The sequence below is a fragment of the Bacteroides caecigallinarum genome (assembly GCF_016901995.1).
Taxonomy (GTDB): Bacteria; Bacteroidota; Bacteroidia; order Bacteroidales; family Bacteroidaceae; genus Phocaeicola; species Phocaeicola cellulolyticus.
On sequence record NZ_JACJLE010000010.1, the window covers coordinates 15,646 to 39,421 of the forward strand.

Below are 23,776 nucleotides of genomic sequence, written 5' to 3' on the forward strand. Positions count from 1 at the left end.
AATGGAAAAATCAAAAAAGAAAAAAGGTTTGTCCCGTCTGTTCGAGATAGCGGGACAAAGGAAAGGTCTGCTTATATTAGCAGGTCTGCTGTCGGCTGGCAGCGCGGTGTGTATGCTTGTGCCTTATTGGGCAGTTTATGAAATTTTGAAAGAGTTGCTGTCGAATGGCTCCAATCTTTCCGCTTTGGACGGAACGGACATGATGCGTTGGGGATGGATTGCATTTGGAGGGCTTGTTGGCGGATTGATATTGCTCTATGCCGCCCTGATGTCCTCACATGTGGCTGCATTCCGTATCTTGTATGGGTTGCGTGTCCGTCTGTCTGAACATATCGGCAAACTGCCTTTGGGATATTTGAACAATACCTCTACGGGAGCCATCAAGAAAACAATGGACCAGAATATCGAGAAAATAGAGGGCTTCATCGCCCATACCATTCCGGATTTGGTCAATGTAATGGCAACGGTAGTGGTAATGCTGGTCATCTTTTTCTCGCTGGATGTGTGGCTGACAGTCGTGTGCCTGGCCGTTGTGGTGCTTAGCTTATTCCTGCAATTTTCCAATTTCATGGGAAAAAGGGCAAGGGAGTTCATGGCCATCTATTACGATGCGCAGGAAAAGATGAGCGCGTCCGCCGTGCAGTATGTACGGGGAATGCCCGTCGTCAAGATATTCGGGCAAAGCGTCCGTTCGTTCCGTCAGTTCAATGCCGAGATTCAGGCATACAAGACATTCGCCTTGAAATGCTGTGACACCTACCAGAACGGGATGATTGCCTTTACCGTCTTGCTCAATTCGATGGTAACGTTTATTCTTCCTATGGGCATCTTGCTGATGCAAGCCAGTCCGCAATCCTTGTCATTGGCGGTAGTATGGCTGTTCTTCATTATCATGGGACCGGGTATGGCTTCCCCCGTTTATAAACTGACATTCTTGGGAGGTAATACGCGCGACATCGATGAAGGTGTAAACCGTATCGACCGCATACTTGAAAAGAAACCTGTGCCGGAGCCGGTACATCCGCAAGTGCCTGCCGCTTACGATGTGGAATTTCGCCATGTGTCATTCTCCTACGAAAACACGGAACAGGGAACACGAACGGAAGCCTTGCGTGATGTCAGCTTCAAAGCTCCACAAGGAAAGATAACCGCCCTTGTCGGTCCTTCAGGAAGCGGAAAATCAACGGTTGCCAACCTAATACCCCGGTTCTGGGATGTGGAGCAAGGGGAAATTTGTATAGGAGGTATTGACATTCGTCAGATAGATACGGCAAAACTGATGGACATGGTTTCATTTGTATTTCAAGACACTTTCCTTTTTTACGACACATTATATGAGAACATCGCCGTAGGCTCTCCTGATGCCACGAAAGAAAAGGTGATAGCCGCTGCGAAAGCTGCCCAATGCCACGATTTCATAGAGCGTTTGCCGCAAGGCTACGAAACAAGGATAGGCGATAAAGGTGTATTCCTGTCCGGCGGTGAAGCCCAACGGATATGTGTGGCTCGTGCCATATTGAAGAATGCTCCGATACTGGTGTTGGACGAAGCGACTGCTTTCGCTGACCCTGAAAACGAGCATAAAATGCAGATGGCTTTGCAGTCGCTGATAAAGGACAAGACGGTCATTGTGATTGCCCATCGCCTTTCTTCCATTATTTCTGCGCATCAGATTGTCGTCATGAAAGAAGGAAGCATTGTGCAATGCGGAAGGCATGAACAATTGTCTGCGACGGAGGGTGTATATAAAAACATGTGGGATGCCTATACGAGCGCATACCATTGGACGTTGAACAAAAACTAAAAGCAATATGAGAAAGAAGAATTTCTTAAACAAGGTCTTGCAAAACACAAGTTGTCCGCAAGGATTTTGGGGACGGATGATTTTGCGAGGAATGAATTGTTTTCATGCATCTTTAGCTAATCGTGGCATGAAGCAAGTGGAATGGCAGCCGAATTGGAATGTTCTTGATATAGGCTGTGGCGGTGGTGCGAATTTGAAACGTTTATTGAATTTATGTCCAAAAGGAAATATCTATGGCATAGACCTGTCAGAAGAAAGTGTTTCATTCGCCCAAAAGTATAACGAAAAAGACTTGAATAAAAGATGTTTCATACAACAAGGGAATGTTTGTTCATTACCTTATGAGGATGGATTCTTTAATGCTATCACGGCTTTTGAAACGGTCTATTTTTGGTCGCCTGTAAACATTGCGTTGTCTGAAGTGGCGCGTGTTCTCCGAGAAGGAGGTTGTTTCCTTATTAGTCTGGAAGCGAGCGACCCCGAACTTGGAGAAATGTGGACGGAACGGATAGACGGTATGGTTGTCTATACTCCGGCAGAATTGGAAGAGCGGTTGCATGAAGCCGGATTTTCATCCATCAGAACAATCCGTAAAAAGGAAGAAATACATATTATAGCATATAAATAAAATAAGATATGAATGCAATAAAGAATATTACAATAGGTCACACGGAAAGACTTTACAAGCCGGTGGGTTACACCATGCTTGCCAACTTAGTGAATATAGTACCGTTTTGTCTTTCTATAGAAGCGATACGTATCATTTTCAGTGCATTTGACGGGAGCGGACAGCCGCTTGACACGACCCGCCTGTGGTGGATATTCGGCATTATGGCTGTTTATATGCTGGTCATGGCTTTGGCAGAACGGGCATCCTACCGAGCCAATTTTAGAGGAGCATACGAAATGAGTGCTTCCGGGCGTTTGTCGCTGGCGGAGCACTTGCGGAAACTATCGTTGGGCTTTTTGTCGAAACGTGATCCGGGTGATTTGTCGTCTATGCTTGTTACGGACTTCATGATGGCAGAAACCGGAATTTCGCACCACCTGCCCCAACTTATGGGTGCCATAGTCATGCCCGTACTGGCTTTTGCTTCGCTTGTATGGATAGATTGGAGGATGGCGGTCAGTATGTTTGCCGCCTTGCCGCTTGCCTTGCTCGTCCTGTGGGCAAGCACAAAGGCACAGCGGAAGTTAAGCGGCAGGCAAATTCAAGCAAAAATAAATGCTGGAAATCGGCTGGAAGAATACTTACAGGGTATTCGTGTAATGAAAGCGTACAATCTGATAGGTGACCGCTTTGTTAGGTTGCGCGATGCTTTTGCGGAACTTCGCCGTGCTTGCATCCGTCAGGAGGCCTTGTTAGGCCCATTCGTCTTGTTGAGCATCACTTTAGTACGTGCCGGGCTGACAATGATGGTGCTATGTGGAACTTACCTTCTGTTGGGAGGGCAACTTTCAATCCTTGTATTCGTGCTATTCCTTGTAGTCGGTTCTCGTGTGTTCGACCCGCTGACTTCCGCACTGACAAACTTTACCGAGTTCCGCTATTTTTCCATTGCCGGTGGACGCATCCTTTCCTTGATGAACGAGCCGGAGATGAAAGGAGAACGGCAATCCCCGGCAGCAGGCGACATCCGGTTTGAACACGTATCGTTTGCCTATCAAGACAAGGAAGTGTTGCATGATATAAACATTACGCTCCCGAAAAACTCCTTGACGGCTCTTGTCGGACCTTCGGGAAGCGGGAAAAGTACGGTGATGAAGCTTTGCGCCCGTTTCTACGACCCACAGAAAGGATGTATCTTTTTCAATGGTGTTCCGATGAATGAGATAAATCCAGAAAGTCTGATGAGCCACATCTCTATGGTATTTCAGGATGTCTATCTGTTTCAGGACACCATACGCAATAATATCCGCTTTGGTAAAACTGACGCGACGGAAGAAGAAATTATAGCCGCAGCTAAAAAAGCCTGTTGCCATGATTTCATCATGCGGTTGCCCAAAGGATATGACACCTTGGTAGGCGAAGGAGGGTGTACCCTTTCGGGCGGAGAAAAGCAACGCATATCCATAGCCCGTGCCATGCTGAAAGACGCACAAATCATCCTGCTTGATGAAGCGACCGCCTCACTTGACCCCGAAAATGAAGTGGAAGTACAGAAAGCAATCGATTCGTTAATCAAGGGACGTACCGTTATCGCCATTGCCCACAGGCTTAAAACTATCAAGGATGCCGACCAGATTATTGTCTTGGACAACGGACGGATAAAGGAAGAAGGCACACATGATGACCTTGTCCGAAATGAAGGGCTGTACGCTCATTTATGGAATATTCAAGAAAGCATTTCCGGCTGGAAACTGTAATTGTAAAATGGACTGAAAATGGAATTAATGTTTTAATACTTCCTTTTCAGTCCATCTTATATGTTGGATAAACATAATAACTCTTATCTGCTTGCAGAAGGTCTGATAGATGGTAAGGTTGTAGCCACTCATAAAGTGATGCCTACACGTCGTCCTTCTAAACTCATCTTATGGGCAGACAATGAAAATATGAATTTAGAAGCAAACGGTTCTGATTTGGTTACAGTTGTTGCAGCTGTAGCTGATGACAAAGGCAACATCAAGCGCCTGAACAATTACCACATTAAGTTCGATATTGAAGGCAACGGTGAACTTGTTGCAGACAATGCCACTTTCACTAACCCGCGTCAGGTACAATGGGGAACTGCTCCTGTATTGGTTCGTGCCAATACTAATGCCGGTAAGATAAAGATAAAGGCTTCTGTAGTGTTCGAAGGTATTCACACTCCATTATCTGCCGAACTTATAATCAAAACAATTGATTCAAAACATAGGATTATTGCAGACAAGAATGAACTTTCTTTATTACAGGAAGGTGATAAAATGATAAATAAATCTATTTCCGAAGGAAAGAGCAATTGCGAAGAAGAGATAAAAAAACTTCAGCAAGAACTTAGCCGATTAAGACTTAAAGAGGTTGAGAAACAACAAAGTGATTTTGAATAAAAATTGGATTTCTATTCGATTTTATATCCCCTAAAAAACGTGCGCATGTTTTACCTTAAACGTGCGCACGTTTTAAATCGAATGAACGTACGTTTTAAGTTAAATGTGCGCACATTTAAAAATAGATTTGGAATACTAGAAAAAAAATAGTTTTTTTACTGTATAAATTGCACAAAAAACAGTTTTTTATTTAGATTTGTAATCTAAGTAAACTAATAATCTTAAAAAAGAGAAACTATGGACTTAAACAGACTTAAACTCACATTGTCCTGCTTAATAATTTCAGGATATGTTATCACAGGATGTACAAAAGAAGAAGGAAACAGTGACAATTCGGGTGATAAATCAAAAATCACAGAAGAAACCAGGTATGCAAACAGATTCGCAAGAGAAGCATTGGAAATATATTATTACTGGAACGAGGAGATTTCAAAAGATCTTAACCAGCTTGATCCGGAAAAGAATAGTGACCCAATAGCAACTGTAGAAAAAATACGATATCACGACGGAACTAATGAGATTGACAAATGGACTATGCTGACTGACAACATGGACGAGTTTACAAGCAGTGTAGAAGGGGTTACTACTACATACGGATATACTCCCAAAGTTTATTTGTTGAGTGAAAATTCCAACAAAGTTATAGCTGCTGTAGCATTTGTATCGGAAAACAGTCCTGCTGAAAAAGCAGGAATTAAAAGAGGAGATTTGATATATAAAATAGATGGTAAAACACTTACTACAGAAAATTACCTTGATCTGTTTTACTCTTCTCAAATAAAACTTTCAATGGCAAAACTGGATGGTTATACTATAACACCAACTACCGAATTGTCATTGGAAGCGGTAAAGATGTATGAGAATCCCATTCTGTGCGACTCAGTATATAATTTAGATGGTAAGAAAGTGGGATATCTGGCATACAGCAGCTTTGACTTGAAATCCATCCCTGAACTTATAAACATATGTAAGGAATTCAAGAACGAGGGTATAAAAGAACTAATTCTGGACCTCAGATATAATGGAGGAGGATATGTAATTACCGAAAATGTTTTGGCATCAATGTTCGCCCCACAGGTTAATGTAACAAATAAAGATGTTTTCGAAAAAGAAGATTATAATGAATTCTTTACAAAGTACTATGAACAGGAAGGTATTTCTACCATCACAAGATTCCAAACAGAATATAATTATAAAGATATAGACTTGAATGTAAGCACAAAAGATGCAAACATAGGTCTGGAAAAAATCTATGGTATCATAACAGGCAACAGTGCGTCAGCTTCGGAAGCTCTTCTGTCAGGATTAATGCCATATATGGATATTGAACTTATAGGTGAGCAGTCGCACGGTAAATATTGCACTGGATGGATGCTTGCCGCAGAAGACGCATACGATAAAGTTCCACAGGTTATAAAAGACTGGGGTATTTATGTTATGGTTAGCATATATAAAAATGTAAAAGACGAAACACCTTGTATGCCAAACGGGCTTAAACCTAATGTAGAAGCAGAAGTAAAAGACAACCCTTTGGAAACATATCAACTTGGTGACGAAAACGAAGCTATGCTAAGAGTAGCACTTGAAAAAGCCGGGAAAGTATATCCAGCATCAAGAACGCAAGAAACACATACTGCTGATCTGAAGGCAATAGAAACTCCTAAAAAGGCAAACTTCGGAAGAAGAATCATCATTCCTTCACAATCACGTATGCCTGATATCGAGTAGAAGACAGAACAGGAGTAAGAGTGAGATATCCGCTTTTGATACGACCATCGGAATCGAGAACCAAATGTTGCTCGGACAACATTTTCCGATGAGACTGCAGAGCTTCACCATCTGAATTATAATGTTCTGTAACAAAATAGCCATGTGAGGATGAAGATAGGTATCTGTCATAAATGATGCGTGACACGACACCCATATTCATCCTCATATTTATTTCTACGCATGGATGCAACAACATCTCTTCATCTTGAAAACACAACATCATATCCACTCCAAAATAACCGGTATAAGCCCCTGCTATCATATTATTGAATATATCAATCAGTCGCCTGCGCACTTCACGCAGTGTGTCAAACGAAATATTGTAAGAAAGCAAACGTGTTTCTATCTCATCATCAGACAATAATAAATTCTGCTTATAATTGCCAAACGCATCAGTCTCAAACAATGAATAGCCGGCAAAAGACACACTACCCTCGGGAGAAGAATAGAATTCCATTGCAAAATCGCACGCCTTATTATATATAGGTTCTGCCATCACACATCCTTGGGTGCGAAGAATACGTGAAATCCACCCTTCAATATTTTTACTCCATACATCTGGAGATACACGACAAAGACCTCTACCACTACCAGACCATGGAGATTTAAGTATAAGTTTGCCGTATATCTGAAGATAGTTTTTCACATCTTCCATGCTGTAACAGCAAAAGGCCTTTCCACATGTAGATTCAACAACGGAAAGTTCTGACAATACATCTACACACCTCTGCCTGCCTGACAGGAAACGTATTTTATCCAGCGTCTCATGAGTTGGCAAAAAACAGCTGTCAACCCCGTCTTTAACAAGCGTATGTACTAAAGAAGGACTCCATCCCCAAGGCACAATATCGCATGCAAAACCATTTTCAACAAATCTTGACTTCTCAAATCTTCCGAACTCAGATACTTGGGAAATAAAAGTTTCAGCCGTATCGGTATCGTAAATTCTAATATATGCATCATCAGGAGCATACCATACAGGAAGGAAACACAAATCGCAACTCATGCGAAGTATTTCCGATGATACTTTAAAATATGGAGTGAAATTAGCCAAGGCCATGTCGTGCCAAGGATTGAATATGTACAACTGCTTTTCCATCGTATCTTCACAGAAATTTATCTACAAAGATATACTAAAAAAATAATTTTTGCTATGTCTAGTTTGCAATATTATGAACTATTCGTATATTTGCACCAAAGTAAAGAATATATTCATGGAGGCTTTTTATAGAACACATTCTTATTTGGTTGAGCATACCAATGCTCCCGTACGCAGAGATCTTATGGACGAAATAGACTGGAGCGCACGCTTGATTGGTATCAAAGGTACTAGAGGAGTAGGAAAAACTACTTTCCTTCTGCAATATGCAAAAGAAAAGTTTGGTTTGGACCGTTCTTGCCTTTATGTAAACATGAATAACTTTTACTTCTCGCAGACCAGTCTGGTTGACTTTGCTGCCGATTTCATAAAGCGTGGTGGAAAAGTACTTCTCATAGACCAGGTATTCAAATTGCCCGATTGGAGTGTCGCCCTGCGTACATGTTATGAAAAGTTTCCGAACTTGAAAATCGTATTTACGGGTTCGTCGGTAATGAGACTTAAGGAAGAAAATCCAGAACTTAACGGTATAGTGAAATCGTATAACCTCAGAGGATTTTCATTCCGTGAATTCCTAAATCTACAGACTGGCAACAATTTCTCCAAATATACTTTGGAGGAAATACTGAACAACCACGAGCATATAGCAAAAACCATACTTCCGCATGTCAATCCTACACAATATCTGCAGGATTATATACATCATGGATTCTATCCGTTCTTCCTTGAAAAAAGGAATTTCTCAGAAAATCTGCTGAAAACAATGAACATGATGGTGGAAGTGGATATATTATTAATAAAACAAATTGAGCTGAAATATCTCTCGAAAATAAAAAAATTACTATATTTACTGGCGGTTGACGGACCGGGAGCACCCAACGTAAGCCAACTGGCAGAAGAGATACAGACTTCACGCGCAACGGTAATGAACTATATCAAATATCTGGCTGATGCAAGACTGATAAACATGGTTTACCCTAAAGGAGAATCATTCCCGAAGAAACCTGCAAAAATCATGATGCACAACACCAGTCTGATGTATAGCATTTATCCGGTGAAAGTGGAAGAGCAGGATGTATTGGAAACATTCTTTGTTAACTCTCTGTGGAAAGATCACAAGATAAACAAGGGAGACAAGGGAACATCTTTCCTTGTTGACAATGACCTGCATTTCAGAATATGCGCCGAAGGAAGTAAGTTCAAAACTAACCCGAACGTATATTACGCAATGCACAAATTGGAACTGGGACATGGTAACCAGATTCCGTTATGGATGTTCGGATTCTTATATTAAACGAGAATACAAGTTCTTATTAACTAATTATTATAATTTAGTAATTGTATGACTAAACAAAAAAAATTCATCACTTGTGATGGTAACCAGGCTGCAGCACATATCTCGTATATGTTCTCAGAAGTAGCAGCTATCTACCCTATCACTCCATCTTCTACAATGGCTGAATATGTAGATGAATGGGCTGCCGCAGGACGTAAAAACATCTTCGGCGAAACAGTTCTTGTTCAGGAAATGCAGTCAGAAGGCGGTGCAGCAGGTGCTGTACACGGATCTCTTCAGGCTGGTGCCTTGACTACTACTTACACTGCATCTCAGGGTCTTCTTCTTATGATCCCTAACATGTATAAGATTGCAGGTGAATTCCTTCCATGTGTATTCCACGTATCAGCTCGTACACTTGCTTCTCACGCATTGTGTATCTTCGGTGACCATCAGGACGTTATGTCTTGCCGTCAGACTGGTTTCGCTATGCTTTGCGAAGGTTCTGTACAGGAAGTTATGGATTTGGCCGGTGTTGCTCACTTGTCAACTATCAAATCACGCGTTCCATTCTTGAACTTCTTCGATGGTTTCCGTACTTCACACGAAATACAGAAAATCGAAATGTTGGAAAACGAAGACCTCGCTCCACTTATCGACCAGAAAGCTTTGGCTGAATTCCGTGAACGTGCACTAAGCCCTAATAAGCCAGTTGCACGCGGTATGGCTGAAAACCCAGACCACTTCTTCCAGCACAGAGAATCATGCAACCCATTCTATGACGCAGTTCCTGCTATCGTAGAAGAATATATGAACGAAATCAGCAAGATTACAGGACGTAACTACGGCTTGTTCAACTACTATGGTGCTGAAGACGCTGAACGCGTAATCATCGCTATGGGTTCTGTAACAGAAGCTGCTCGCGAAGCTATCGACCACTTGATGGCTAACGGCGAAAAAGTTGGTTTGGTTTCTGTACACTTGTATCGTCCGTTCTCAGCTAAACACTTCTTGGCTGCTGTACCTAAGACTGCTAAACGTATCGCAGTTCTTGACCGTACAAAAGAACCTGGAGCTAACGGTGAACCTCTTTACCTTGACGTTAAAGACTGCTTCTACGGACAGGAAAATGCTCCTGTTATCGTTGGTGGACGCTACGGTCTTGGTTCTAAGGATACAACTCCTGCTCAGATCCTTTCTGTTTACGAAAACTTGGCTTTGCCTACTCCAAAAGACCATTTCACAATCGGTATAGTTGACGACGTTACATTCACTTCTCTTCCTAAGAAAGAAGAAATCGCTCTTGGCGGTGAAGGTATGTTCGAAGCTAAATTCTACGGACTTGGTGCTGACGGTACTGTAGGTGCTAACAAGAACTCAGTTAAGATTATCGGTGACAACACTAACAAATATTGCCAGGCATACTTCTCTTACGACTCTAAGAAGTCTGGTGGTTTCACTTGCTCTCACTTGCGTTTCGGTGACCACCCAATCCGCTCTACATACTTGGTAACTACTCCTAACTTCGTAGCTTGCCACGTACAGGCTTACTTGCACATGTACGATGTAACTCGCGGTTTGCGTAAGAACGGTACTTTCCTTCTTAACACTATCTGGGAAGGTGAAGAACTTGCTAAGAACTTGCCTAACAAGGTTAAGAAATATTTCGCAGAAAACAATATCACTGTTTACTACATCAATGCAACTAAGATTGCTCAGGAAATCGGTCTTGGTAACCGTACTAACACAATCCTTCAGTCTGCATTCTTCCGTATCACAGGCGTTATCCCTGTAGAACTTGCTGTAGAACAGATGAAGAAATTCATCGTTAAGTCTTACGGTAAGAAGGGTGAGGACGTTGTAAACAAGAACTATGCTGCTGTTGACCGCGGTGGTGAATACAAACAGCTTACTGTAGATCCAGCATGGGCTAGCCTCGAAGTTGAAGGTGCTGCTGCTAACAACGATCCAGCATTCATCAACGAAGTTGTTCGTCCTATCAACGCTCAGGATGGTGACTTGCTTCCAGTTTCTGCATTCAAGGGTATCGAAGACGGTACTTGGCATCAGGGAACAGCTAAATACGAAAAACGTGGTGTAGCTGCTTTCGTTCCAGAATGGAATGCTGAAAACTGTATCCAGTGTAACAAGTGTGCTTACGTTTGTCCTCACGCTGCTATCCGTCCATTCGTTCTTGACGCTAACGAACAGGCTGGTGCTAACTTCACTACATTGAAGGCTGTAGGTAAGCAGTTCGACGGTATGACATTCCGTATGCAGGTTGACGTAATGGACTGCTTGGGTTGCGGTAACTGTGCTGACGTATGTCCGGGTAATCCTAAGAAGGGTGGTAAGGCTCTTACTATGAAACCTCTTGAAACTCAGCTTGCTGAAGCTGCTAACTGGACTTACTGCGCTGAAAACGTTAAGAGCAAACAGCACTTGGTTGACATCAAGGCTAACGTTAAGAACTCTCAGTTCGCTACTCCATTGTTCGAGTTCTCTGGAGCTTGCTCAGGTTGTGGTGAAACTCCATACGTTAAATTGATTTCTCAGTTGTTCGGTGACCGTGAAATGGTAGCTAACGCAACAGGATGTTCTTCTATCTACTCTGGTTCAGTTCCTTCAACTCCATATACAACAAACGAAAAGGGTCAGGGTCCAGCATGGGCTAACTCATTGTTCGAAGACTTCTGCGAATTCGGTCTTGGTATGGAATTGGCTAACAAAAAACTCCGCAACCGTCTGGAAGAAGCAATGAAGGCTGCTATCGCTGCTGAAGGTACTCCAGCTGAATATAAAGAAGCATTCCAGGAATGGATTGACGGTCGCAACGATGCTGACAAGAGCAAAGCTGCTGCTGAAAAGATTATCCCTATGGTAGAAGCTGCAAAAGACAAGTGCTCTTACTGCGCTACTATCGCTGAATTCAAAGACTACCTGGTAAAACGCTCACAGTGGATTATCGGTGGTGACGGTGCTTCTTACGATATAGGTTACGGTGGTCTTGACCACGTTATCGCTTCTGGTGAAGATGTAAACATCCTTGTACTTGATACAGAAGTTTACTCTAACACTGGTGGTCAGTCATCTAAGGCTACTCCTCTTGGTGCTATCGCTAAATTCGCTGCATCTGGTAAGAGAGTACGCAAGAAAGACCTTGGTATGATAGCTACAACTTACGGATATGTTTACGTTGCACAGATTGCAATGGGTGCTGACCAGGCTCAGACATTGAAGGCTATCCGCGAAGCTGAAGCTTATCCAGGTCCATCATTGGTTATCGCTTATGCTCCATGTATCAACCACGGTTTGAAAGCTGGTATGGGTAAATCTCAGGCTGAAGAGGCTAAGGCTGTAGAATGTGGTTACTGGCACTTGTGGCGCTTCAACCCAGCATTGGAAGAAGAAGGTAAGAACCCATTCTCACTTGACTCTAAAGAACCAAACTGGGAAGGATTCCAGGATTACTTGAAGGGCGAAGTTCGTTTCGCTTCTGTAATGAAACAGTATCCTACTGAAGCCGCTGACTTGTTCGCTGCTTGCGAAGACATGGCTAAGAAACGCTATGCTTCTTACAAGCGTATGGCTGCAATGGACTGGAGCGAAGAAAAATAATCTAGTCACAGATTAATATAAAAAGGACGGCTGAATACCAAAAAAGTTTTCAGCCGTCTTATTTTTTTATATATAATAAATCAAAAGATACAGAATTGTTCCATCAAACCTTTTTTATACTTTCTGGAAACAACCACTTCGGTGCAATCCTCAAAAGGTGGACATAACACACAATTATTGTCATGAATCATGACCAGAAAATCCATGTTCACAATATATGACTGATGTACTTGCACAAACTTATTGTCAAACGCACACAAGAACTCTGCAGAAACATTTCTTCTCAAAGCAACATTCTCGCCTGTGGTAAGTACGGCCTCCCATATCTTTCTATCAGAAGCATATCTGAAGAAACCTACATCAGCCGTCTTTATCATTCTCATTTCACCTGTTGGCAACAATACCATGAATGATGAGTCTTTATGTACATTCACAATATCTTCTCTTTCAAAAAGAGCAGGTTTGCTTTCATAATCTACAAGAAATCTTGATATGACTATCTCAAATTCTTTCCTGTCAATCGGCTTTAATAGAAAATCAAAAGCACTGTTTCTTAATGCGTTGATCATATATTTGTCGTGAGCTGTATAGAATACTACACGCATATTCCATTTTATGTCGTTCTTGATCTCTCCCAAAAGTTCCATTCCATACATTTCGGGCAACTCAACATCCAAGAAAAGCAAGTCAGGCTGAACACGTTTTATCATACTGATTCCTGATGTTGCATCGTGAGCTACACCATCTACATGAAATCTTGGAAAAGTCTTCAACTGCTCGATTAAAGCTCTTGCCGATTCCGGTTCATCGTCTATTATCGCTACTTTAAAAAATGCAGACATAATTATTTTCTGATTTTATAAGAGTAACCCATTGGCAGTGAATATCTGATTTGACAACCTGTTTCCGAGTTCTCTAATTGTACATTTATAATTCTCATAGTAATTGGTTCCTTATTATACATATTAAGCAACTGGATGCTCTGTGTAACGACTTTAAGCCCTGTACCTGTTCCACGGTTACTACTGTCACGCTTAAAGCCACCACCATTATCAGTAATGCTTATATTAATCTTGTTATTCTCCTTCTCGACTTTTATCCAGAGATTCTTCACTCCTTCCTTGGTTTTCAAAGCATGTTTCAAGGCGTTCTCAACAGGAATCTGGATTAACATTGAAGGAATTTCTATTTCTTTAAGAGGAACGTCATCGCCTACGTTTATATAATAATGAAAATCATTACCCATAGTCTGTTCCTGTAATGAAATATATGTCTTCACAAAATCAAGCTCATCATTCAGACTTATACATAGATTACCTGTCAGTTCAAGATTTTTTCGTATCAATTTTGAAAGGTTCACCAGGCTGTTTTTGTCCTCTTCGTTATTAAATTTCACTACTTCCCTGTTCAATACATTAAAAATAAAGTGAGGTGATATCCTGTTTCTTATATTTTCAAGTCGTAATGAACTGATATCCTTTTGCATATTCCAGATTCTTTTGTCAGTTCTACGCTTTCTATGTATAATGAATATACCGGACAATGAAACAATGAGAAGAGAGCCCAACACCAAAACGTAAATCCATTGGTGTAACATAGTAACCTGACTTTCTTTTTCCTTGATGAAAAACTCTTTCTTCATCAATGTACTGTCCTGTTTATATTTCAAGCTAATTTCAGCGGAACGCATTTTAATTCTTTCATTTCTGATAGAATCATCCATATGAGTATTATTCATCTGATATTTGTAAGCATTCTTATAGTCCCCTTTCTTCTCAAAATAATGTTGAAGATACTTATTACGTATAAGCAGCATATTAGGTTCTATAAAATCAGGCTGTACAGCACCAGATATAATTTTAGAAGCCAAATCTACCTTTCCTTTCTTTAATGCCAATTCTATCAACTGAGTCTCAATATAATATAAGGCAGATACATGATTTATTGATTTGAAAAAAGAATAACAGTCTTCTAGATATAGTGTAGCGGAATCTGTCTGATTCATAAGCATAAACACTTCACCCATATTGACTTTGGTGAAATTACGCTCAAACTCCATACTAGGATAAGAGTTTGCCAATGCCAAAGACTTTCGGAAATATTCCATTGATTTTTCATAGTCTCCACGATAATAATAAGAATTTCCTCTATTATTCAAATATATGTGCTTCTCGAAAGGCAACATCATATCGTAATACTTTCCTGCCTTATCATAATAATAATCACACTGATTGTAATCACGTAAATCCATATATACCTGAGCAAGTCCATAATATGAAGGAAATCTATTATTTTCAGGAATCTGGAGGGAATCTGAAATCAATAGCGACTTACGATACCAATATGCTCCTAAATCAAATTTACCACAACGCACGTAAGAGTCTGCCAAGTTTATTGAAATATCAACCAAATCATGCGACAATCCCAGTCTTGATGAACTTTTGTATGCTTTATCGAAATAAATTACAGCAGAATCCATAACAGATCTTCTGGCGTATAAATTACCGCGCATATTATTTACGCTGGCCAGAATCTTATACATTTTTTTCTCATCACTATATTTTGCAAAATACTCTGATATGCTATCCAATAATATTTTAACAGAATCATATTCGGACATGAACAATTTAGCTTTCGATTTTAACAGCAACAGAGAATAATACTTTTCATTAAAACCGGAAACAGCAATTGCACTGTCCAATTTCTTGACTACAATATCTGGATAAGCCCCTAACAATGTATCACATTCAAACATGAAATCGTCATTATATACATCTGTTCCCCTTTCTTTTTCCGAAGTACAAGCTGTATGCAATAAAAATGAAGTTGCCACACAAAATATGATTGCAAAAAACCTACTCATAATTAATATTTATTTCACTTACAAAGAAATAAAAAAACATATTAGAAAACAAAAGTTATAATTGATTATTTATGTTTACAAGTAAACAAGTTTTTAATTTTTGTATAATCATAAAAAAGCAATGATTTCATGGGTAAAAAAATAGAAGTTTCGATTACAATCAAACCAAAAAAATTGATGATATTTGCAGTGAAAATAAGCAACAAAGACATGAACTATAAAGAAACAATTGAATATTTATATAACGTTACGCCTTTATTCCAGAATATAGGCAAAGACGCGTACAAGGAAGGTCTGGACAATACTATCAAACTGGACAATTATTTTAATCATCCGCACAAGAATTTCAAGACAATACATATTGCCGGTACTAACGGCAAAGGCTCATGCTCGCATACTATAGCAGCCATACTGCAATCTGCCGGATATAAGACTGGATTATATACTTCACCACATCTGGTTGATTTCAGCGAGCGCATAAGAGTAAACGGTGAACCTATCGAGGAAGAATTTGTGATAAATTTTGTAAAAGACCACAAGAGTTTCTTCGAGCCATTGCATCCTTCTTTTTTTGAATTGACAACTGCAATGGCCTTTCTATATTTTTCGCAAAAGGAAGTAGATGTAGCCGTTATAGAAGTCGGTTTAGGCGGACGCCTCGACTGTACAAACATCATTACTCCGGATCTTAGTATAATTACAAACATTAGTCTGGATCACACACAGTTTTTGGGTAACACACTTGAGAAAATAGCCGGCGAAAAAGCCGGTATCATAAAGCACAACATTCCGGTAATTATAGGCGAATATACTCCTGAAACTAAAGAAGTTTTTTCTAACAAAGCAAAAACTGTAGGTACGGAAATCACGTTTGCACAAGATAATAAACTTGTAAAAAGCACATCGACAGACAATAATGGACATTTTATCTATCATACAAACGAGATAGAAAACCTTTATGGAGAACTGAACGGCTATTGCCAATTAAAAAACACCAATACTATCCTTAACGCAGTAAAGAAACTAAAAGAAATAGGATATAACATCAACGTAAAGGACATCGAGAACGGATTTAAAAATGTATGCAAACTTACCGGTCTCATGGGAAGATGGCAAAAGCTTGAAGAAAAACCGACCTTAATATGTGACACCGGACATAACACAGGTGGAATGCAGTATATAGTGGAGCAGTTATCATACATGAAGTATGATAACTTACATTTCATAATAGGGATGGTAAACGACAAAGATATAAACGGAGTCATTTCAATGTTGCCTAAAAACGCTATATATTATTTCACACAGGCATCTGTAAAAAGAGCTTTACCTGCAAACGAAATAAAAGCCATAGGAAACAGCCATGGATTGCAGGGAAATGCATACAATAGCGTAAAAGAAGCACTCGAAGCTGCCAAAAAGAACGCAAGTGAAAATGACATGATATTTGTTGGTGGAAGCACTTTTATTGTATCTGACCTTATTGTATTATACAAAAATCATAATTAAACAAAATAACAACATTTATAAAGATAAATACGACTTCTTTTAGCAAAAATGTTTGGGTATTTTAAATAAAATCTTTTTATTTGCACAACAAAATAAATTATGTGTAAATAGAAAGATTTTTTAATATATGGACAACACATTTTACCATGAAAACAATTTAAGCGGTCTTAAAAAAGAAGACTTCCAAAAAACAATTGATGGAAAACATACAGACCTCTTTATTTTATCAAATGAAAAAGGTGCAGAAATTGCAGTAACAAACTATGGAGGTGCCATACTGACAATTATGGTACCAGACAAAAACGGTAAAATAGAAAATGTTATACAAGGACACGACAGTATTGATGGCGTAATAAACAGTCCGGAACCTTTTTTAAGTACCCTTATCGGAAGATATGGAAACAGAATAGCAAAAGGTAAATTCAAATTAGACGGAAAAGAATATAATCTTACTATAAATAACGGTCCTAATTCATTACATGGAGGCCCAACTGGATATCATGCCCGCGTATGGGATGCTGAACAAACAAGCAAACAGAGCGTAACATTGCATTATTTATCCAAAGACGGAGAAGAGGGATTCCCTGGTAATTTGGATATAACTGTTATATATACCCTATCTGACAATAACGAACTAATCATAACATATACAGCCATTACAGATAAAAAGACTTTGGTAAACCTAACACATCATGCTTTCTTTAGTCTTTCAGGAGTTAAAAATCCTACTCCATCTGTAGAGAACAATATTCTTACTATTAATGCCGACTTCTATACTCCGATAGACGAGGTTTCAATACCTACCGGAGAAATCAGCAAAGTAGAAGGAACACCAATGGACTTCAGAACTCCACAAACTGTTGGTAGCAGAATTAATGACAAATTCCAACAGCTGATATACGGTGCAGGATACGACCACTGCTATGTTCTGAATAAAGAAGAACAAGGAGCCTTGACATTTGCAGCAAAATGTGTTGAACCGATAAGCGGAAGAAGTATGGAGGTTTATACTACTGAGCCTGGAGTACAACTATATACAGCCAACTGGCATAGTGGTTTCAGCGGTTATCATGGTGCAACATTCCCTGCCAGAAGTGCAATATGCTTCGAAGCACAACGTTTCCCTGACACACCCAATAAAGGTCACTTCCCATCAGCAGTACTAACACCGGGAGAAACTTATCATCAAGTAACTATATACAAATTCGGAATAGAAAAATAAATAAACCTAATAATTAATCATTTTATCTTTTAAACAAATTATGAACCAACAAAAACAAAATGGCAATTTCATTGCAATCATTACCATGATTTTCCTTTTCGGTATGATTGCTTTCGTAACCAACCTTGCCGCACCTATGGGTATCGTATTGAAAAACCAGTTCTCGGTATCAAATGCCCTCGGAATGTTAGGCAACCTTGGTAACTTTATCGCTTATGCCGTAATGGGTATCCCAAGCGGAATATTATTAACAAAAGTAGGATATAAAAAGACTGCACTTATAGCTGTTGCTGTAGGTTTTATAGGTGTTGGAGTTCAATATCTTTCAGGACATGCATCGCCATCGTCTGCATTTGCCGTTTACTTGGTAGGAGCTTTTATTTCGGGTTTCTCTATGTGTCTGCTCAACACTGTTGTAAACCCTATGCTTAATAAACTTGGAGGTGAAGGTAACAAAGGAAATCAGCTTATCCAGATTGGAGGATCATTCAACTCTGTTATGGCTACCATTACACCGATGTTTGTTGGTATCCTTATAGCTGGTTCTGTAGAGAAAGCTACTATTTCACAGATCTTCCCTGTTATGTACACTGCAATGGCAGTATTTGCACTGGCATTCATAGTATTGCTCTTTGTTAATATACCTGAACCTGCTGCTGCTAAAACAAGCGAACCGATTGGTAGCTTGATGAAAGGCGTACTTCGTTTCCGCCATTTCGTATTGGGAGCAATTGCAATATTCGTATATGTTGGTATTGAAGTAGGTGTTCCTGGAACTTTAAATCTATTCCTTACAGAAGAAACTGCTAAAGGTGGAGCGGGAATAAACACTACAATAGCCGGTTTCGTAGTAGGTACATATTGGTTACTGATGCTTGTAGGACGTTTGGCTGGTGCATCATTAGGAGCAAAAGTTTCAAGCCGTGCAATGATGATATTCACATCAGGTCTTGGATTAATCCTTGTATTGCTTGCAATCTTCTCTTCTACACAGACAATGGTTGACCTTCCTGTTCTTCAACAAAGCGCTACAGGCAGCTTGTCTTTCGGACTTGCTAAAGTTCCTGTAAATGCTATGTATCTAGTTCTAGTTGGTATATGTACTTCTATCATGTGGGGTAGTATCTTTAACCTTGCAGTAGAAGGTTTAGGAAAATATATAGCTGCTGCTTCCGGCTTATTTATGGTACTTGTTTGCGGTGGAGGTATTCTTCCTCTTATCCAAGGTTGGGTAGCTGATATCGCTGGATTTATGAACAGCTATTGGGTAATCGTACTTGCTCTTGCTTACCTTCTCTTCTACGGTCTCGTAGGATGCAAGAATGTAAACAAAGATATTCCTGTTGAATAATTAACGAAAATCATGGTAGTATTATAATAAATAGTACTATCATGATTTTATTATATTAACCTTTTAATATTTATAATCATGGACATAGAATTTGTAAGAAGCCGCTTTATCAAGCATTTTGACGGTACTACTGGCTCAATATATGCCTCACCAGGACGTATCAACCTTATCGGTGAACATACAGACTATAATGGTGGATTCGTTTTCCCTGGTGCAGTTGACAAAGGTATGATGGCAGAAATCAAACCTAACGGAACAGACAAGGTTTGTGCCTACTCAATCGACCTTAAAGATTATGTAGAATTCGGATTGAACGAAGAAGATGCTCCATCAGCAAGCTGGGCCAGATATATCTTCGGTGTATGCCGTGAAATGATCAAACGCGGTGTTGATGTAAAAGGATTCAATACAGCTTTTGCAGGTGATGTTCCTCTGGGTGCAGGTATGTCTTCATCAGCAGCATTGGAATCAACATATGCCTTTGCTTTGAACGACTTGTTCGGCGAAAATAAAATAGACAAATTCGAATTGGCAAAAGTTGGTCAGGCTACAGAACACAACTACTGTGGTGTGAAATGTGGTATCATGGACCAGTTCGCTTCTGTATTCGGTAAAGAAGGAAGCCTTATCCGTTTGGATTGCCGTTCTCTGGAATATCAATACTTCCCATTCAAACCGGAAGGCTACAGACTGGTGCTTGTTGATTCAGTAGTTAAACACGAATTGGCTTCATCAGCATACAATAAACGTCGTCAAAGCTGTGAAAACGTTGTTGCAGCGATAAAGAAAACACATCCTAATGTAGAATTCCTTCGCGACTGTACAATGGATATGCTGAATGCTGTAAAGAACGAAGTAACAGAAGAAGATTACAAACGTGCAGAATATGTTATTGAAGAAATACAGAGAGTTCTTGACGTTTGCGATGCTCTTGAGAAAGGCGATTATGAAACTGTAGGACAAAAAATGTATGAAACTCATCATGGTATGAGCAAACTGTACGAAGTAAGCTGCGAAGAACTTGATTTCCTGAACGATATTGCATTCGACTGCGGTGTTACAGGTTCACGAGTTATGGGTGGAGGCTTCGGCGGTTGTACAATCAACCTTGTTAAGAATGAATTGTACGAAACATTCATAACTACAGCCAAAGAACGCTTCAAAGAAAAATTCGGTCGTAGCCCTAAAGTTTACGACGTAGTTATTGGAGATGGTTCACGTAAAATTTGCTAAACCATAAATATTAAATAACTGTCTAAAAGAAGAGTCTGCAAAAACAGGCTCTTCTTTTTTTAGCAACAGATATATATTTAAAATCATTTTAAAGTCTAAAAAAGCACTTTATTTTTCATAAAAAACTTACTGGGTTACAACATAGTGAACATATATTTTCTATCTTTGGAAATAACAATAAATTCCATCAAAATGAATCGTGTATATTACATAATATTATTCGCTTTGTTTCCCATATATGTTCTGTCGCAAAATATAGAGAATATATCAGTTAAAGACTCCGTAGTCAATGCAGACAACATAATAAATTCTGAGTTTCCAAAAGATTCACTTGACACAAAACTCTTTGCTCCTATTACCCCGGTTGGCATGTCCACGCCGTTCGGTATGTACGGAATTACTCCATTCTCTTATAATTACGCAAATTGGGAACTCCATAAAGGATTTAACGCTTCCTTAGGTATGCATGTCACATTCAGTCCATCCAAATACGCACCTTCAGGAGTAGGATTCGGACAGGACGCGGCTTTCATGTATGCTGTTCCCATCAATAACAGATTAAGTGTTGCCGGTGGACTATATGCCACAAACATGGATTGGGGATTTATCAATTACAAAAACATAGGAATAGCAGGCGTAGCAGCTTTCAAGCTTAACGACAAGATTACCCTATATGGGTATGGAAACAAATCATTGATGCCTCAACGTTCTCCTTTATATTACCCTCTTCCTAATTTTTCACCCGATAAGCTAGGTGGAATGATAAACTTCAAAATAGGCGAAAGTTCTTCTATCAGCTTCGGTGTAGAAGGAATAAAAGGTTACGGACCATATTACTGGTAATCAAATAGACTACATTCAGATACATTATAGGATAAAAAATCCTAACTTTGCAAGCTGAAAGAAATATCGTAAATATATGTCACAAAAAGTAACTGCAACTGAACTTGGAACCGAACCTATAGGAAAACTTCTTATGCAATATGCTGTTCCGGCAATCATTGCCATGACAGCATCGTCACTTTACAACATGGTGGACAGTATATTCATCGGTCATGGAGTAGGTCCGATGGCTATATCCGGACTTGCCATAACATTCCCACTGATGAATCTGGCAGCTGCGTTTGGCTCGCTTGTAGGTGTCGGAGCCTCAACACTTGTTTCCGTAAAGCTGGGACAAAAAGATTATTCTTCGGCACAACACATTCTAGGTAATGTAGTCTCGCTAAATGTAATTATGGGTATATTGTTTACAATAATCACACTCATATTCATCGACCCGATACTATATTTCTTCGGAGCAAGTGAAGCCACAATTCCTTATGCGCGAGATTATATGGTTATCATTCTGTTGGGAAATGCCATAACACATTTATATCTTGGTCTGAACTCAGTTCTACGCTCTGCCGGACATCCACAGAAAGCTATGGTAGCTACAATACTGACAGTGGTAATAAATACCATACTTGACCCTCTTTTTATATACGGTTTCCATATGGGAATAAAAGGAGCTGCCGTTGCAACAATACTGGCACAGATTATATCACTCATATGGTTAATAAAAATATTCTGCAATAAAAATGAACTGCTGCATTTCAGAAGAGGCATATACAGACTTCACGGCAATCTGGTATCAAACATTATAGGCATAGGTATGGCGCCATTCCTCATGAATCTGGCATCATGCTTTATAGTCATTCTCATAAACAAAGGATTAAAATTATATGACGGTGACCTTGCTATAGGTGCATTCGGAATAGTAAACAGGATTGTCTTCCTGTTTGTCATGATAGTAATGGGCCTGAACCAAGGTATGCAGCCTATAGCAGGATATAATTTCGGGGCAAAGCAATACCATCGTGTAAACCATGTTATGAAACTAACAGTTATAGCAGCCACGATAATAACCACTTCAGGATTTATAGTAGGCGAATTCATTCCAAGACTTGCAGTATCTGCATTTACCACAGACGAGACACTTGTAAATCTATCTGCCAATGGTCTTAGAATTGTAGTAATGTTCTTCCCTATAATAGGCTTCCAGATGGTTACGTCTAACTTCTTCCAGAGTATCGGTATGGCACGTAAGGCAATCATACTGTCCCTAAGCCGTCAGGTACTTATACTGATACCATGTCTTTTCATACTGCCACTGTTCTTCGGATCGCACGGAGTATGGATAAGCATGCCTATATCCGACCTTGCAGCAAGCGTACTGGCAGCAATTATGCTATACAGACAGTTCGACAAGTTCAGGAAGCATAGTGCTTAAGTTCTCACATATACATTTTGATTTTTAATTCATAAGAATTATATTTGTAGAAAGACATATTAAAAATTTACAACCATGAAAGATAATTTTGTAATAAACCTCGGACGTCAGCTCGGTAGTGGCGGAAGAGAGATAGGCGAAAAACTTGCAAAAGAACTAAATATAGCTTTCTACGATAAGGAACTTATAAATCTGGCATCAAAAGAAAGCGGACTCTGCCGCGAATTCTTTGAACAGGCAGACGAGAAAGCATCAAAAACTATCCTTGGAGGGTTATTCGGTTCAAGATTTCCTTTCCTTACTGAAGGAGCCTATCCTTATAATTCATATCTCAGCAATGATTCTCTATTCAAGATACAGAGCGATGTAATCAGAGAACTGGCTGAAAAGCAATCATGTCTTTTCGTAGGAAGATGTGCAGACTATATACTTCGCGACCATCCAAGATGCGCCAATGTATTTATATCATCATCTCCCGAAGCACGAATAGAACGCCTTATGGCCACCTTGGAAATATCTGCTGAAGAAGCTGAGGAACTTATGGAAAAAGCCGACAAGAAACGTTCTTCATATTATAACTACTATAGTTACAAGACATGGGGAGCAGCAGCTACATATCACCTTTGCGTTGACTCTTCAGTACTTGGTATAGACGGAACTGTAGAGTTCGTAAAAGAATTCGTCACAAAGAAGCTAGGCCTTTAATATAAACTAAAGAACAGTACACGG

Annotated in this window: 17 protein-coding genes; 14 read left to right on the plus strand and 3 right to left on the minus strand. The window is 39.7% G+C overall.

Annotated features, from left to right (window positions below; genetic code table 11):
• Position 1: 1 nt before the first annotated feature.
• The 5 genes from H6A61_RS03950 to H6A61_RS03970 all read left to right on the plus strand — a co-directional run bounded on the left by H6A61_RS03950 (position 2) and on the right by H6A61_RS03970 (position 6,565).
• Positions 2 to 1,804 carry an ABC transporter ATP-binding protein gene (locus H6A61_RS03950; RefSeq protein WP_204391179.1) on the plus strand — a complete coding sequence of 601 codons (1,803 nt, stop codon included), beginning with the start codon at positions 2 to 4 and terminating at the stop codon, positions 1,802 to 1,804.
• A gap of 7 nt (positions 1,805 to 1,811) precedes the next feature.
• On the plus strand, positions 1,812 to 2,432 hold the full coding sequence (locus tag H6A61_RS03955; protein ID WP_204391181.1) for a class I SAM-dependent methyltransferase: 621 nt from the start codon (positions 1,812 to 1,814) through the stop codon (positions 2,430 to 2,432).
• 8 nt (positions 2,433 to 2,440) lie between these two features.
• Complete coding sequence (locus H6A61_RS03960) at positions 2,441 to 4,171, plus strand: ABC transporter ATP-binding protein (protein ID WP_204391183.1); 1,731 nt, start codon at positions 2,441 to 2,443, stop codon at positions 4,169 to 4,171.
• Positions 4,172 to 4,231: 60 nt separating this feature from the next.
• A complete protein-coding gene (locus H6A61_RS03965; protein WP_204391185.1) occupies positions 4,232 to 4,837 on the plus strand; it encodes a hypothetical protein in 606 nt (201 codons plus the stop codon).
• A 237-nt stretch (positions 4,838 to 5,074) separates the two neighbouring features.
• On the plus strand, positions 5,075 to 6,565 hold the full coding sequence (locus tag H6A61_RS03970; protein WP_204391187.1) for a S41 family peptidase: 1,491 nt from the start codon (positions 5,075 to 5,077) through the stop codon (positions 6,563 to 6,565).
• Here H6A61_RS03970 and H6A61_RS03975 read toward each other — a convergent pair.
• Positions 6,528 to 7,706 carry a hypothetical protein gene (locus H6A61_RS03975; RefSeq protein ID WP_204391189.1) on the minus strand — a complete coding sequence of 393 codons (1,179 nt, stop codon included), beginning with the start codon at positions 7,704 to 7,706 and terminating at the stop codon, positions 6,528 to 6,530. The genes H6A61_RS03970 and H6A61_RS03975 overlap by 38 nt on opposite strands.
• Positions 7,707 to 7,821: 115 nt before the next feature.
• Between H6A61_RS03975 and H6A61_RS03980 the strand changes: the two genes are divergently transcribed.
• Both H6A61_RS03980 and nifJ read left to right on the plus strand, forming a co-directional pair.
• Positions 7,822 to 9,000: an ATP-binding protein gene (locus H6A61_RS03980; RefSeq protein ID WP_154044866.1), complete on the plus strand. Its 1,179-nt coding sequence runs from the start codon at positions 7,822 to 7,824 to the stop codon at positions 8,998 to 9,000.
• A 48-nt stretch (positions 9,001 to 9,048) separates the two neighbouring features.
• Positions 9,049 to 12,600, plus strand: a complete 3,552-nt coding sequence (nifJ, locus tag H6A61_RS03985) for a pyruvate:ferredoxin (flavodoxin) oxidoreductase (protein WP_154044846.1) — start codon at positions 9,049 to 9,051, stop codon at positions 12,598 to 12,600.
• Between the two features lie 80 nt (positions 12,601 to 12,680).
• On the opposite strand, the gene H6A61_RS03990 is transcribed toward nifJ, so the two are convergent.
• On the minus strand, positions 12,681 to 13,442 hold the full coding sequence (locus tag H6A61_RS03990) for a LytR/AlgR family response regulator transcription factor (RefSeq protein ID WP_204391191.1): 762 nt from the start codon (positions 13,440 to 13,442) through the stop codon (positions 12,681 to 12,683).
• Positions 13,443 to 13,444: 2 nt separating this feature from the next.
• Positions 13,445 to 15,463 (minus strand): tetratricopeptide repeat-containing sensor histidine kinase, encoded by a 2,019-nt coding sequence (locus H6A61_RS03995; RefSeq protein ID WP_204391193.1) that lies wholly within the window; start codon positions 15,461 to 15,463, stop codon positions 13,445 to 13,447.
• A gap of 210 nt (positions 15,464 to 15,673) precedes the next feature.
• Between H6A61_RS03995 and H6A61_RS04000 the strand changes: the two genes are divergently transcribed.
• From H6A61_RS04000 to H6A61_RS04030, 7 genes are all read left to right on the plus strand, one after another.
• The gene (locus tag H6A61_RS04000; RefSeq protein ID WP_204391270.1) at positions 15,674 to 16,969 is read left to right on the plus strand and encodes a bifunctional folylpolyglutamate synthase/dihydrofolate synthase; all 1,296 of its coding nucleotides are present in this window, start codon (positions 15,674 to 15,676) and stop codon (positions 16,967 to 16,969) included.
• A 127-nt stretch (positions 16,970 to 17,096) separates the two neighbouring features.
• The gene (locus H6A61_RS04005; RefSeq protein ID WP_204391195.1) at positions 17,097 to 18,191 is read left to right on the plus strand and encodes an aldose epimerase family protein; all 1,095 of its coding nucleotides are present in this window, start codon (positions 17,097 to 17,099) and stop codon (positions 18,189 to 18,191) included.
• A gap of 40 nt (positions 18,192 to 18,231) precedes the next feature.
• On the plus strand, positions 18,232 to 19,542 hold the full coding sequence (locus H6A61_RS04010) for an MFS transporter (protein ID WP_204391197.1): 1,311 nt from the start codon (positions 18,232 to 18,234) through the stop codon (positions 19,540 to 19,542).
• Between the two features lie 78 nt (positions 19,543 to 19,620).
• Positions 19,621 to 20,775: a galactokinase gene (galK, locus tag H6A61_RS04015; protein WP_154044851.1), complete on the plus strand. Its 1,155-nt coding sequence runs from the start codon at positions 19,621 to 19,623 to the stop codon at positions 20,773 to 20,775.
• A gap of 192 nt (positions 20,776 to 20,967) precedes the next feature.
• Positions 20,968 to 21,618: a hypothetical protein gene (locus tag H6A61_RS04020; RefSeq protein ID WP_204391200.1), complete on the plus strand. Its 651-nt coding sequence runs from the start codon at positions 20,968 to 20,970 to the stop codon at positions 21,616 to 21,618.
• A 76-nt stretch (positions 21,619 to 21,694) separates the two neighbouring features.
• Positions 21,695 to 23,047, plus strand: a complete 1,353-nt coding sequence (locus tag H6A61_RS04025) for an MATE family efflux transporter (RefSeq protein WP_204391202.1) — start codon at positions 21,695 to 21,697, stop codon at positions 23,045 to 23,047.
• A 75-nt stretch (positions 23,048 to 23,122) separates the two neighbouring features.
• The gene (locus H6A61_RS04030; protein WP_204391204.1) at positions 23,123 to 23,752 is read left to right on the plus strand and encodes an AAA family ATPase; all 630 of its coding nucleotides are present in this window, start codon (positions 23,123 to 23,125) and stop codon (positions 23,750 to 23,752) included.
• The last annotated feature ends 24 nt before the right edge of the window (positions 23,753 to 23,776 follow it).